Origin of the sequence: Caballeronia sp. LZ065 (assembly GCF_031450975.1) — a bacterium.
Lineage (GTDB): Bacteria > Pseudomonadota > Gammaproteobacteria > Burkholderiales > Burkholderiaceae > Caballeronia.
On record NZ_JARUXV010000004.1, the window covers coordinates 255,844 to 268,211 of the forward strand.

At 65.2% G+C, this 12,368-nt stretch carries 13 protein-coding genes; 7 read left to right on the forward strand and 6 right to left on the reverse strand.

What is annotated here, in order from left to right; all coding sequences use genetic code 11:
• The first annotated feature begins 3 nt into the window (after positions 1-3).
• The gene (locus QCE63_RS27690; RefSeq protein ID WP_309837632.1) at positions 4-2,001 is read left to right on the forward strand and encodes an acetyl/propionyl/methylcrotonyl-CoA carboxylase subunit alpha; all 1,998 of its coding nucleotides are present in this window, start codon (positions 4-6) and stop codon (positions 1,999-2,001) included.
• Positions 2,002-2,012: 11 nt separating this feature from the next.
• On the opposite strand, the gene QCE63_RS27695 is transcribed toward QCE63_RS27690, so the two are convergent.
• On the reverse strand, positions 2,013-2,555 hold the full coding sequence (locus QCE63_RS27695) for an OmpA family protein (protein ID WP_309837633.1): 543 nt from the start codon (positions 2,553-2,555) through the stop codon (positions 2,013-2,015).
• 167 nt (positions 2,556-2,722) lie between these two features.
• On the opposite strand from QCE63_RS27695, the gene QCE63_RS27700 reads away from it, so the two are divergent.
• Positions 2,723-3,808: an AI-2E family transporter gene (locus tag QCE63_RS27700; RefSeq protein WP_309837634.1), complete on the forward strand. Its 1,086-nt coding sequence runs from the start codon at positions 2,723-2,725 to the stop codon at positions 3,806-3,808.
• An 18-nt stretch (positions 3,809-3,826) separates the two neighbouring features.
• Here the strand turns inward: QCE63_RS27700 and QCE63_RS27705 are convergent, their stop codons facing one another.
• The 3 genes from QCE63_RS27705 to pcaH form a co-directional block, all read right to left on the reverse strand.
• A complete protein-coding gene (locus tag QCE63_RS27705; protein ID WP_309837635.1) occupies positions 3,827-4,132 on the reverse strand; it encodes a DUF2288 domain-containing protein in 306 nt (101 codons plus the stop codon).
• 87 nt (positions 4,133-4,219) lie between these two features.
• Positions 4,220-4,828: a protocatechuate 3,4-dioxygenase subunit alpha gene (gene pcaG / locus QCE63_RS27710; RefSeq protein ID WP_309837637.1), complete on the reverse strand. Its 609-nt coding sequence runs from the start codon at positions 4,826-4,828 to the stop codon at positions 4,220-4,222.
• A 5-nt stretch (positions 4,829-4,833) separates the two neighbouring features.
• Positions 4,834-5,535 (reverse strand): protocatechuate 3,4-dioxygenase subunit beta, encoded by a 702-nt coding sequence (gene pcaH / locus QCE63_RS27715; protein WP_309837638.1) that lies wholly within the window; start codon positions 5,533-5,535, stop codon positions 4,834-4,836.
• 116 nt (positions 5,536-5,651) lie between these two features.
• On the opposite strand from pcaH, the gene pcaQ reads away from it, so the two are divergent.
• Positions 5,652-6,590: a pca operon transcription factor PcaQ gene (gene pcaQ, locus QCE63_RS27720; protein ID WP_309837640.1), complete on the forward strand. Its 939-nt coding sequence runs from the start codon at positions 5,652-5,654 to the stop codon at positions 6,588-6,590.
• A gap of 195 nt (positions 6,591-6,785) precedes the next feature.
• Positions 6,786-7,154 (forward strand): response regulator, encoded by a 369-nt coding sequence (locus QCE63_RS27725; protein ID WP_309837641.1) that lies wholly within the window; start codon positions 6,786-6,788, stop codon positions 7,152-7,154.
• Positions 7,155-7,161: 7 nt separating this feature from the next.
• Here the strand turns inward: QCE63_RS27725 and QCE63_RS27730 are convergent, their stop codons facing one another.
• Positions 7,162-7,875 carry a lysophospholipid acyltransferase family protein gene (locus tag QCE63_RS27730; RefSeq protein ID WP_309837643.1) on the reverse strand — a complete coding sequence of 238 codons (714 nt, stop codon included), beginning with the start codon at positions 7,873-7,875 and terminating at the stop codon, positions 7,162-7,164.
• A gap of 103 nt (positions 7,876-7,978) precedes the next feature.
• On the opposite strand from QCE63_RS27730, the gene pip reads away from it, so the two are divergent.
• Positions 7,979-8,992, forward strand: coding sequence for a prolyl aminopeptidase (pip, locus tag QCE63_RS27735; protein WP_309837644.1), 1,014 nt, complete (start codon positions 7,979-7,981; stop codon positions 8,990-8,992).
• Between the two features lie 16 nt (positions 8,993-9,008).
• Here pip and QCE63_RS27740 read toward each other — a convergent pair whose 3' ends face one another.
• Entirely contained in the window at positions 9,009-10,229 is a 1,221-nt protein-coding gene (locus tag QCE63_RS27740; RefSeq protein WP_309837645.1) for an EAL domain-containing protein, read from the reverse strand.
• 317 nt (positions 10,230-10,546) lie between these two features.
• Here QCE63_RS27740 and QCE63_RS27745 point away from each other — a divergent pair, with 317 nt between their 5' ends.
• Together QCE63_RS27745 and QCE63_RS27750 are read left to right on the forward strand one after the other, a co-directional pair.
• A complete protein-coding gene (locus QCE63_RS27745) occupies positions 10,547-10,969 on the forward strand; it encodes a hypothetical protein (protein ID WP_309837646.1) in 423 nt (140 codons plus the stop codon).
• A 554-nt stretch (positions 10,970-11,523) separates the two neighbouring features.
• Positions 11,524-12,300 carry an N-acyl amino acid synthase FeeM domain-containing protein gene (locus QCE63_RS27750; protein WP_309837647.1) on the forward strand — a complete coding sequence of 259 codons (777 nt, stop codon included), beginning with the start codon at positions 11,524-11,526 and terminating at the stop codon, positions 12,298-12,300.
• Positions 12,301-12,368 lie beyond the last annotated feature (68 nt).

Consider the following 12,368-nt stretch of genomic DNA (forward strand, 5'->3'; position numbering starts at 1 on the left):
GACATGTTCAACAAAATACTGATTGCAAATCGTGGCGAGATCGCCTGCCGCGTCGCGGCTACTGCGAAGCGCCTGAACATCGGCAGCGTTGCCGTGTATTCGGATGCGGATGCGAAAGCCAAGCATGTCGATGTCTGCGACGAAGCCGTGCACGTCGGCGGCGCGGCGGCATCGGAGAGTTATCTGCGCATCGAGCGCATCGTCGCGGCTGCACTGGCGACGGGTGCGCAAGCCATACATCCGGGCTATGGCTTCCTCTCGGAGAACGAGGACTTTGCCAACGCGTGCGAGAAAGCCGGGTTGGTGTTCATCGGACCACCCGTCGATGCCATCCGCGCAATGGGTTCCAAGGCCGCGGCCAAGGCGTTGATGCAGTCCGCGTCCGTGCCGCTGGTGCCGGGCTATCACGGCGATGACCAGGACCCCGCGCTGTTGCAGCGCGAGGCGGACGGCATCGGCTATCCGGTGTTGCTGAAAGCGAGTGCGGGCGGCGGCGGAAAGGGCATGCGCGTGGTCGAGCGCAGCGAGGATTTCGCGGCGGCGCTGGCCTCGTGCAAGCGCGAGGCGGCGTCGAGCTTCGGCAATGATCGCGTGCTGATCGAGAAGTATCTGCAGCGTCCGCGTCACGTCGAAGTGCAGGTATTCGCGGACCAGCATGGTCACACGGTCTATCTGTTCGACCGCGATTGTTCTGTCCAGCGCCGCCATCAGAAAGTGCTGGAAGAAGCCCCGGCGCCGGGGCTCGCCGATGAAACCCGCCGCGCGATGGGCGAAGCCGCTGTTGCGGCGGCGCGCGCGGTGAATTACGTCGGCGCGGGCACGGTCGAGTTCATCATGACGCAGGACGGCCAGTTCTACTTCATGGAGATGAACACGCGCCTGCAGGTGGAACATCCGGTGACCGAGATGGTGACCGGGCTGGACCTCGTCGAATGGCAGTTGCGCGTGGCGGCGGGCGAGCCGCTGCCGCTCGCTCAGGACCAGCTGAAGGTGCACGGACACGCCATCGAGGCGCGCATCTACGCGGAGAATCCGTCGCGCGGCTTCCTGCCGTCGACGGGCACGCTCAAGCATCTGAGCATGCCGCACGCGGTGGAATTTTCCATCGACGGCGACGTGCGCGTGGACAGTGGCGTGCGTCGCGGCGACGCGATCACGCCGTTCTACGACCCGATGATCGCGAAGCTCATCGTGCATGGCCGCGACCGCCGCGATGCGCTCGCCCGCATGGCGCGCGCGCTGGCGCAATGCGAGATCGTCGGGCTGTCGACCAATGTCGAATTCCTGTTGCGCATCGTGCAGAGCGAGCCGTTCAGCACGGGCGAACTGGACACGGGCCTGATCGAGCGTCATCACGACGCGCTGTTCGCGCCGTCGACGGTATCGCGCAAGCATGCGCTCGCGCTTGCCTGCGCGGCGCTGCTGACGCGCGAGGGCGGCGAGGCGCATGGCCATTCGCCGTGGGATGCGCTGTCGCACTGGCGCATGGCGGGCGGCTACAGCCAGGACTTGAACTGGCGCGCGGCGGACACCGACGAAACGCTGAAGGTGATCTTCACGAAAGCCGGCGACAAGCGCCTGCAACTCAACGGCGAGCAGACGCGCTTCGACTGGTCGCATAGCGGCGACACCTCGTTCGCGGTGCAACTGGACGATGCGCTCATCAAGGGGCACGTCTTCACCGACGGCGACCTGTTCCACGTCTTCCACGAAGGTGCGGCCATGCAGTTCGAGTGGCAGAACCTGATGGCTCACGCCGGCGATGTCGAGCAGGAAGGTCGCCTTACCGCGCCGATGCCCGGCAAGGTGATCGCCGTGCTGGTGGAGCCGGGCGCGCAGGTGCAGAAGGGCGCGCCGCTGATGGTCATGGAAGCGATGAAGATGGAGCACACCATCGTCGCGCCGGGGCCGGGCACGATCGGCGAGATTCTGTTCGCCGTGGGCGATCAGGTCGCCGACGGCTCGCAGCTGCTGGTGCTGGAAGCGGCGCAGGCGGCCTGAAAGCTGAAACGCTAGCGCCGGCCTCCGGCGGGCGTGCCGAGCAGCGTGGTTTCGCTCTCGGTGCGCACCAGGATCTCCACGCGCCGGTTGAGCGCGCGGCCTTGCGCGGTGTCGTTGCCGGCGATCGGCCGCAGCCAGGCCGCGCCCTTCGTCGTGATGCGCTGGGCCGGCACGCCGCGCTGGATCAGCGCCTGCGCCACCGCTTGCGCGCGCGCTTCGGACAGATTGCGGTTGTAGCCGAGCGATCCCTGGTTGTCAGTGTGCCCTTCGATCAGCACGGGCCGCATGCTGCGCTTCAGCACGACGGCGACCCGATCCAGCAGCGGCGACTGTCCCGCGCGAATGTCGACTTCGTCGGTATCGAACAGCGGCGCCTCGGGCAGCCGGATCTCGACGCCGCCCTTCACGGGAAGCGTCGTGATGCCGTAGCGTGCATTGACCTCGTCCTCCTTCGACCGGTTGAGCTTGGTCGAGCAGCCGGCCAGCAGCGCGAGCGCCACGCACGCCGAAGCCGTGGCCCGCAGCGTCATTCCCTGTGGGGTCTTTCCCGTCATTGAACCTTCCCTGCATCGATGCCGAACTTCGATTATAGGGAGAGCGGCGCGCCGTTCCGTAAAGCATGTGCGCCGGCCACGCGGTCGGGCATGCGTGATTACAATGAACGGGGACGAATCTCCCCGCTTCTCCCCATTGTTCGCACCACCACGAGGCCCCCGTTTTTATGCCCATTCAGCCGCGCAACGACCCGACGCCGGATTCATCCGGCCGCACCTTCAAGATGCAGCGCACGGCCTCGGCGGTGCTGTACGCGGTTCTCGTGCTGGTGGCGCTGTACACGGCGCGCACTTTCATTCCGGCGGTCGTGTGGGCGGCGGTGATCGCCATCGCGCTCTGGCCGGCGTTCGGCTGGCTCGAACGAAGGCCGTTCTTCAAGAACCATCACATCGTGCTGGCTGTGTGCCTGACGGCGGCCATCGGCCTGCTGTTCGTGGTGCCGTTCTTCGTCGTCGCGGCGCAGACCATCAACGAGGCGCGCGACATGCTGCACGGGTTCCACGATGTCCTGCGCACCGGTTTCCCGATGCCCGCCTTCGTCGAACATCTGCCGATGAGCGGACAGATCTCGCGCTGGTGGCAGGAGAATCTCGCGACGCCGCTCGATTCCTCGCCGGCCGTCAAGAACCTGCACAGTGCCACCGTGGTCGCGATGACCCGTCACTTCGGCGGCCGCGTCGTGCATGGTTTCGTCATCTTCGGCTTCATGCTGATGACGCTGTTCTTCGTGTTCCAGGCGGGGTCGAAGCTGGGCCAGCAGCTGCTCTCGGGCTCGCGCCGCGCATTCGGCGCCGAGGGCGCGGCGCTCGTGCGGCGCATGGCCGAATCGGTGCGCAGCACGGTGGTCGGGCTGGTGGTGGTCGGGCTGGGCGAGGGCGCGTTGCTCGGCGTCGCGTACATGGTGACGGGCGTACCGCACGCGAGCCTGCTCGGCATGCTCACGGCGGTCGCGGCGATGCTGCCGTTCTGCGCGCCGATCGTCTTTCTCGGCTCGGCGCTGTGGCTGTTCGCGCAGGGCTCGACGGTCGCGGCCATCTGCGTCGCCGTGTTCGGGCTGATCGTCGTGTTCGTGGCGGAGCACTTCGTGCGGCCGGTGCTGATCGGCGGCTCGGCGCGGCTGCCGTTCCTGCTGGTGCTGTTCGGGATTCTCGGCGGCGCGGAAACCTTCGGGCTCATCGGCCTGTTCATCGGCCCGGCGCTGATGACGATCCTCGTCGTGCTGTGGACCGATTATGTGGTGGAGCGGCGCTAGGCGGTCCGGGCGGGTTCCTCAGCCGCGCTCCTGCACGCAGACCCACGGCGACGTCACGACCGCCCACAATTCGGGGGCGCGCGCGGCGAGATCGGCGGCGGTTTCGGCCTGCATGCGCTCGACGAGCCCGGCCGACAGCCATTGCGTGACCTGACGGGTGTCGTCATTGGCGACGGCTTCCGCGACGCTCACCAGATCGAGATCGCCCTTGACCCAGATAAGCTTGCCTTGCGCGAAGAAGCGTTCGAGTTCGGACCAGCCGATCTGGGCGGTTTCGGCGAGGAGCCGGGCGTAGAGGGGGCTGGGCGTGGAGGCGTCGGACATGATGTGAGGCGGGGAAAAACGAAAAAGGCGTCCGACACTATAGCGCAGTGCCGGACGCCTTCTATTCGAACCTCTGCCGCGAAAGCCTTACAGATCGAAGAACACCGTCTCGTTCGCTCCGCGCAGATGGATGTCGAAACGATAGATGCTGCCCGACGATCCCGGCTTCGCCGCCGGGCCCGTCTCGCGCTTCGCGATCAGCGTATGCCGGCGCTCGGCCGGCACGCTTTGCAGCACGGCGTCTTTTGCGTTGGCTTCGGCTTCGTCCTCGAAATAGATGCGCGTGTAGGTATGCAGCAGCATGCCGCGCATCAGCACGATCACGTCCAGATGCGGCGCGGAATCGTCGGCGGTCTTGCCGGGCTTCACCGTATCGACGATGAAGCGCAGCTTCGGATCCGTGCCCGTGCCCACGCGGGCAAAGCCGCGGAAGCCCGACTCGCGCGCTTCCTGCACGCTCTGCACGTAGCGGCCCGAGGCATCGGCCTGGGCGACTTCGATCAGCGCGTCGTTGACGGCCTTGCCTTCGGCGTCATACACATTGCCGACCACGGCGATGTGCTCGCCCGGCACCTCACGGTCCGCCGCCGATGCGGTGAACAGGCTCTTCAAGTCGAAGTTGTACTGCTCGGGAACCAGGCCGTAGGCGAAGTACGGACCGACGGTCTGCGAAGGGGTTTGCTTGAGCGTGGTCATGGGGTTCACTCCGTCGGCGTCTGGTCGGGGCCGCGCAGCACGATGTCGAATTCGTAGCCGAGCGCGTAGCCTTCCTGCGTGGTGTCGATGGAAAAGCGCGACACGAGACGGTTGCGCGCCTGTTCAGGGATGCCCTGGAAGATCGGGTCCAGTTCCAGCAGCGGGTCGCCGGGGAAGTACATCTGCGTGACGAGACGCGAACCGAAATACTCGCCGAACAGCGAGAAGTGGATATGGTTCGGGCGCCATGCGTTCGTGTGATTGCCCCACGGATACGCGCCGGGTTTGATCGTCATGAAGCGGTAGCGGCCTTCGTCGTCGGTCAGGCAGCGGCCCGCGCCGAGAAAGTTCGGGTCGAGCGGCGCGTCGTGCTGATCCGCCTTGTGCACGTAACGGCCCGCGGCGTTCGCCTGCCACACCTCCACCAGCGTGTTGCGCACGGGGCGGCCGCCCTCGTCGAGCACGCGTCCCGTCACCACGATGCGCTCGCCCAGCGGCGCGCCGTTCTTGGCGGCATTGCGAGTGAGGTCGGCGTCGAGCACGCCCAGGTCGTCGGCGCCATAGACCGGCACGCGGCGATTGCGCAGATTTTCCTTCAGCGGCACCAGCGGCAGCCCGGGGCTGCGCAGCAGCGACGACTTGTAGCCCGGCGACAGATACGGCGGATGGGATGCCCAGTCGCGCGGCGTGAGGATGGGGGAGGTCATTCGACTGTCTCCTGTGATTTTGTGAGGACTGAACCCGGTGTTTCTGACAAACACTTTATAGAACGTCGCAAGTTATGGAAAATGATGTTTCGTGCCATCTTGCATAACCAATTCTCATGGATACCGACTTCACCAACACGCGCGTCAAGTTCCGGCATCTGCAGTGTTTCCTGGCCGTCACGCAACTCGGCAGCGTGCAGCGCGCGGCCGACAGTCTTTCGATCACCCAGCCGGCGGTGTCGAAGACCATCGGGGAACTGGAATCCATGCTGGGCGTGCGTCTGTTCGAGCGCGGCCGGCGCGGCGCGGTTCCTACCCGCGAAGGGCGCCTGTTCGCGCCGCATGCGAGCGCATGTGTGGCGTCGTTGCGGGAAGGCGTCGACATGCTGCTGCGCGAGCGCGGCGACGTGCCCGGTTCCATCTCCATCGGCATTCTGCCGACGGTCGCGCCCGTGCTGCTGTCGCCGGCGCTGCTGTCGTTCCGGCAGCAGTGGCCGGCGGTGTCGCTGTCCGTGTGGACGGATTCCAATGCGCTGCTGCTGGAGAAGCTCAAGGCGGGCGAGGTGGATCTGGTGGTCGGCCGGCTGTCCGAGCCCGAGGCCATGCATGGGCTGTCATTCGAGCAGATTTATCGGGAACCGCTGGCGGTGGTCGTGCGGCGCGAACATCCGCTTACGCTGGAGACGCCGTTGACGCCCGCGTTGCTGGCGCGCTTTGCCATCGTCGTGCCGCCGTTCGGCACGCTGATCCGTCAGTCGGCTGAAAGCGTGCTGACGGCGTTCGGCGCACATGCGTTGACCGCGCTCGTCGAAACGCTGTCGGTGTCGCTTGGACGTTCGCTTGCGATGAACAACGACGCCGTCTGGTTCGTACCAGCGGGTGCGGTGGAGCAGGACATCGCGCTCGGATTGCTGGCCGCCTTGCCGATGCCGTTCGCCGGCACCGACGAGCCGATCGGCCTGATCCGCCGCAACGACGCCGCGCGCACGCCGGTTGAGGAGACGCTGGTCGATGCGCTGCGGGAAGCGGGCCGAGGGCGGGCCGGGAGCAAATGACCGGCAGGCATGAGCGGCGCGCAAGTTGCTGAAGGAGCATTTACCGCGCAGATTTCGCGCGAAAGAAATACTATGACGATAGGGTGAAGGAACGGCGCGGCTGCAACGAATGCAGGTCGCGACGGTCAGAAGCAGATTCCGCCCGCGCCATGGTTTCCACGTTTGACCGCACCGTACCCAGAACATGTTCGCAAGATGAAGACTGTACTGCTCGTCGACGACGATCCCGCCACCATCGAAGCCTGGACCCTCTGCATGCAGGGCGAGGACTGCACCGTGTTATGCGCATTCGACGGCAATGGCGCCCTGGCGATACTCGGCGAGCAGCAAGTGGACATCGTCGTCTCCGACTGGATGATGCCGGGCCTGGGCGGCGCGCTGCTCTGCCAGACGATGAAGAACGACACGGCGTTCGCGCATATTCCTTTCCTGATGATTTCGGGGCATCCGAATCCGCCGGCGTTCGTCAGCTACGACGGCTACCTGCGCAAGCCCGTCGATATGGAAACGCTTCTTTCCGCCGTCAACCGGCTGTGCGCCGCGAAGAAGCGGCCGCTTTACTGAGTGACGGCTAGCGCAGGATCGCCAGCGCTTCGTCCATCTGCGTCTGCGCGAGGCGATTCAGTTGCTGCGGGATCTCGCAGTCGAGCGGCAGGCACGGCGTGACGATCACGCGGATATGTCCGCCACGGTCCGGCCAGCCTTTCGCGGGCCAGACCTTGCCGGCATCGTGGACCACCGGCACGACCGGCACCCGCGCCGCGCAGGCAAGGCGCACGCCGCCCGAGGCGAGCTTGAGCGGCGCATCGTGCGCGACGCGCGTGCCTTCGGGGAAGATCACCACCGAGTCGCCTTTCTTCAGCCGCACGGCGGATTCGCGCGTCACCGCGCCGTGAGCCTGGCGGATCGAGCCGCGATCGAGGCTCACCATGTCGAGCCCGCGCAGGACCCAGCCGAAGAACGGAATGTTCATGAGTTCGTGCTTGAACACGAAGCTGATGCGGCGCGGGAAGAGCGCCATGAAGGACAGCGTTTCCCAGGTCGATTCATGTCGCGACAGGATGATGCACGGTCCTGCCGGCAGGTGCTCCAGACCTTCGATGGAACAGGTGACGCCGGTGATGACGCGCATCATCGCGACCATGGCGCGGCACCAGAGCCTGGCAAGCCGGTAGCGCCCGTTACGGCCCACGAAGGGAAACAGCGGCAGGATCAGGATCGACCAGACGATGCCGCTGCCGAGCAGATAGGTGGCGAACAGCCACTTGACGAGGGTGCGGCGCATCGGATTCACAAGATGACGAGTGGGTGACAGCGGGAGCAAGCCGCAAGCATAGCGTATCGGGGCTGGCGGGCGCGTCCAGCGCCGTCGCGCGAGCGATGCAACAATGGACTTCGGTCAAACCATCACGCAGGGAAGCGAGCTCATGGAAAATCAGGCGCCCAGGGATTTCGACGAAGGCATGCTCGACGTGGGCGACGGCCATTCGATCTACTGGCGGGCACAAGGTCCGCGCGACGCGCCGGTGATGCTGATCGTGCATGGCGGCCCCGGCGGCGCGATGAACCTCAAATGGGCGGACGTGCTGGAGCCGGACGCGTGGCGCGTCGTGTTCTTCGACCAGCGCGGCTGCGGCAAGTCCACGCCGTTTGGCAAGCTGGAACACAACGGCATCGAGGCGCTGGTCGCCGACATGGAGACACTGCGCGACGCGTTGCAGATCGAGCGCTGGGCGCTGTTCGGCGGCTCATGGGGCACGACGCTCGCGCTGGCCTACGGCGTCGTGCATCCGGGGCGCTGTCTCGGCTTCCTGCTGCGCGGCATCTTCCTCGCGCGGCGCGAGGATATCGACTGGTTCCTGTGGGACGTGCGCCGCGTCTTTCCCGACGCGCATCGCGCCTTTCTCGACGCTATCGAGACCGCCAGCGGCAAACGGCCCGCCAGCGCGCCGGAAATCCTGCAACTGACCGAGGCGCCGCTTGCGCGCTTCGACGAGGCCGGCACGCAGCTCGCGCGTGCGTGGACCCGCTACGAAACCACGCTGTCGGTCGTGAACAAGCCCGAGAAGGAACCAGCGGACGAGGCGAAGCGGCCGAGCGCGGAAGCCAATGCCGCCGCGATCTCGATGGCTCTGCTCGAACGTCACTACATGGCGCACGAACTGCCGCCGCCGGCGCTGCTGCCGCGGGTCGCGCGCATCGCGCATCTGCCTTGCCGGATCGTGCACGGGCGCTTCGACATGGTGTGTCCGGCCGACCAGGCGAGCGCGCTCGCGGCCCACTGGCCCGGCGCGCACCTGGCGATCGTGGACGCCGCGGGGCACTGGACTTTCGAAAAAGGCAATGTGGCGGCGCTGCGCGAGGGGGCAGCCGCGCTTGCTGGCGTTATCGGAAAGACTTGATCTGAGGAACCGGCACTCAGAGTATCTCGGGCGCGCCGTCGATCAGCCGCCGCCAGTCGAGATCCGCGCCGATCACGACGGACTTCGACGCGCGTTTCGTCGCGATGGTGAGCGTCACGCACAATGAGGTGCCCGTCACGGAGAGATACGGCGCGCTCGTGATGACCTGCTGCGGATTGGCGTGGGCATCGACGAAATACGGCCGGTTGTCCCAGCGGCCCGTCGCCGGGTCGGCGATCGGCGCGAAACGTTCGCTTGGCGTCTTCGCGGCGGAACCGGCCAGCCCCGGCGTGAATTCGCGGCCCGTCTGATCCAGAAAGAAGCAACTGAGCGTGCAGGGCAGGGCGAGCAGGTCGGCGCAGGCGCTGTGCGTCGCGGCGCCGGCGGCGAAGCGCTCGGCCGCCTGGAATAGCCCCGCACGATACGGCAGCACCAAGAGATCGCCCGCCAGCCGCTCGGCGCGCCGCATGTGCGCGAGCTGGTCGAACACGTCCTCGAAGAGCGGCATGGCCGCGCCGCGCGCGGCGAGCTGCGCGGCGGGCAGCCCGAACAGATAGCCTTGCACGAAATCGACGTTCGAGCGCGCGGCCAGCATCAGATCCTCGCCGGTCTCGATGCCCTCTGCCACCACGAACATGCCCGACTCGTGCAGCAGATCGACGAGCTTCGGCATCAGCGCGTCGCGCATGTGGGCGCTCTTCGCGCGCACGAGGCTGCGGTCGAGCTTGACGATATCCGGCCTGAGCGTGAGCAGCCGGTCGATGTTGGAATGGCCCGCGCCGAAGTCATCGACCGCGACGAGGAAGCCCTGCGCGCGAAACGCGTGCGTCGCGCGCGCGATTTCGGCGACATCGGTGCCGCCGGATTCGAGCACTTCGATCACGAGCCGCTCCGGCGTCAGGCCCGCGGCGCGCGTGGCCGCGGCGAGCCGTGCGGCATAGCCGGGATCGGTGAACGTGGCTGGATTGATGTTGAGAAAGAGCCATTGCGCGGGCGGCAGCAGCGGCGCGGCGTTGCGCAGATGCGTGACGTGGCTCATGCGGTCGAGTTCGGTCAGCGTGCCCGCGACGATCGCCCGCCCGAACAGATCGAACGGGCCGATCAGCGCGCCATCGCCCGCATCGCCCCGCAGCAGCGCCTCGTAGCCGACCTCGCGTTGATGCGGCAGGCTGTAGATCGGCTGCAAGTGCGTGCGCAGCGTGATGCCATCGACGATTTCCGGCTGTGCGGTCGCCACGTTCAGACGGCGGAGACCGGCGTTGCAGGCGCGACGGCCGGGTTCGGCTCAAGGGACGCGCGCGCCGTCGGACGAACACAGAGAATGGCAGACAGGTCGATGAACAACACGGCAGTCACGCGTTTTCGTGGGGATGTGGGCAATATCGGCTGATCATGCTCAAACTTGAGCAGCGGCCGTCTGGACGTCCAGACGCGCACCCGGATTGCCGCCTCGGCCGCTGCGACCTATCTTTGTTGATGCAGCGGTATGATCCGGCTGCAACTTCTGCCGCGTGCCGCTCGTCGAACGCTGCAACGAACCCTAGAGAGAGACTGATGGCGCAACAAAAAACCAATCCGAAACTCGAACAGGCGCTGACCCGCGGCGATCTCGCGATCCGTCAGGCCAACTCGGGCCGCGCCACCGCGGTGCTGCGCGCACTCGGCAAGATGATCGTCGAGGCGTCGGCGACTATTGGCGTCGAGGCGCACGTCGTCATTCACGACGGCGACAAGATCTATGATCCCGCCGACGGCGTCTGGCCGCAGCAATTGCTGATTTCGCTCGATGGCCCGGTCGAGGAAAACGATCCGGACGAAGTCCGCACCGTGACCTTGCTCGCCGATACCCCGGCCACGATTTTCCGTTGCGAATGGCAACGCGCCGATGGCAATCTCGGCCGCCAGGAAGGCAAGCCGCTCGCGATGGTCGCGTTCATCACCGACGTGGATATTCCCTGGCTCGACGAAGACGACTGATTTTCCGAACTGTTTGACGGTCATTCACACGGCCGACACGATTATGTCGTGCCAAAGGCGGACGTCTCGAAACTGAGCGTCCGCTTTTTGTTTGTTCATTCCATTCCGGGTGAATCCGGATTTTCTCCATTTATGCCGTTTCGCAAGATCTGCGAAGCGACGCACACAGCAAACGTTACCGTGTCGCCTTTCTCCCGTGTTTTGCGGTATTTACGATGTCCTCCGAAAAGGTTTTTCGAACGCTATTCTTCATCAGGCTTCTCACGTCGTCAGCACAGCACGCCCTCGTTGCCATTTCACTCAAATTCCGGCTCGCATATATCGGTACGGCATATGCATATTTCGGCTTGCGGCGGCTGCCTGACGGTCGATTCGTCGATTAGAAGCTTTCCTCCAATGGTTTAGCCTGAAATTTGCTGGGAAACGGCGGCAAGCGCGCACGCCCTTATTTGACTTCGTGAGAGGCTCGTTGAGCCGTGTGTGAAGAACTCACCCAAAACCCGTTCTTCACGCCCGGACCTTTCCAATCGCCAAGAAAAAATGGGGTATTACAAATGGAACGTCTGAACCTTGCCAATCACACCGCCGCTAACCCGATCGAAGCAGCGGCCCGCCCGACTCTTACCGTGGTTCCCACGCTTCAGAAAACGGAGCGGATGCCGTTTACGATTCGTATCGTCCGTGACGATGCAGGGCTCCAAAAGGCCGTGAGCATCAGACGTTCGGCCTATGGGCGTCATCTGCCCGAATTCGCCGATACGATGGCCATCGAATCGTCCGACCGCGACCGCGGCACGGTCGTGCTGCTGGCGGAATCGAAGCTCGATGGCGCGCCGCTCGGCACCATGCGCATTCAGACCAATGCGTACAGTCCGCTGGCGGTGGAGCAGTCGGTGCGTCTGCCCGACGAACTGGCCGGCAGCCGGCTCGCGGAAGCGACCCGGCTCGGCGTGGCGGGCGGAATGGTGGGACGGGTGGTGAAGGTGGCATTGTGCAAGGCGCTGTGGATGCTGTGCGAACTGCACGAGATCGACTTCATGGTGATCACGGCGCGTACGCCGCTGGACCGCGAATACGAAGCGATGCTTTTCAAGGACGTGTTCGGCGTCAACGAATTCCTGCCGATGACGCATGTCGGCGGCCTGCCCCACCGGGTGCTGGCCAAGGATGTCGCCGCCGCGCGCCAGCGTTGGGAAGAGGCTCGTCATCCGCTGTTCAACTACATGGTCAATACGCACCACCCGGACATCGATTTGCATTCTGTAGATTTATCTTTTGAGTGGGAAACGGTAGGATGTTCCAAGACCCCGTTAATGGCTTACGGAAGGTAAAAACAGGGGTCTCGTGCGGGTAAAAAAGTACGATCGTATCTAGGACGGTAATAGAAAAAAACCGGACA

Coding starts and splice junctions, on each gene's coding strand:
- QCE63_RS27745 (WP_309837646.1), top strand. CDS start 10,547: ATGGCGCAACAAAAAACCAATCCGAAACTCGAACAGGCGCTGACCCGC.
- pcaH (WP_309837638.1), bottom strand. CDS start 5,535: ATGACCTCCCCCATCCTCACGCCGCGCGACTGGGCATCCCATCCGCCG.
- QCE63_RS27750 (WP_309837647.1), top strand. CDS start 11,524: ATGGAACGTCTGAACCTTGCCAATCACACCGCCGCTAACCCGATCGAA.
- pcaG (WP_309837637.1), bottom strand. CDS start 4,828: ATGACCACGCTCAAGCAAACCCCTTCGCAGACCGTCGGTCCGTACTTC.
- QCE63_RS27705 (WP_309837635.1), bottom strand. CDS start 4,132: ATGTCCGACGCCTCCACGCCCAGCCCCCTCTACGCCCGGCTCCTCGCC.
- QCE63_RS27690 (WP_309837632.1), top strand. CDS start 4: ATGTTCAACAAAATACTGATTGCAAATCGTGGCGAGATCGCCTGCCGC.
- pip (WP_309837644.1), top strand. CDS start 7,979: ATGGACTTCGGTCAAACCATCACGCAGGGAAGCGAGCTCATGGAAAAT.
- QCE63_RS27725 (WP_309837641.1), top strand. CDS start 6,786: ATGAAGACTGTACTGCTCGTCGACGACGATCCCGCCACCATCGAAGCC.
- QCE63_RS27730 (WP_309837643.1), bottom strand. CDS start 7,875: ATGCGCCGCACCCTCGTCAAGTGGCTGTTCGCCACCTATCTGCTCGGC.
- QCE63_RS27695 (WP_309837633.1), bottom strand. CDS start 2,555: ATGACGGGAAAGACCCCACAGGGAATGACGCTGCGGGCCACGGCTTCG.
- pcaQ (WP_309837640.1), top strand. CDS start 5,652: ATGGATACCGACTTCACCAACACGCGCGTCAAGTTCCGGCATCTGCAG.
- QCE63_RS27700 (WP_309837634.1), top strand. CDS start 2,723: ATGCCCATTCAGCCGCGCAACGACCCGACGCCGGATTCATCCGGCCGC.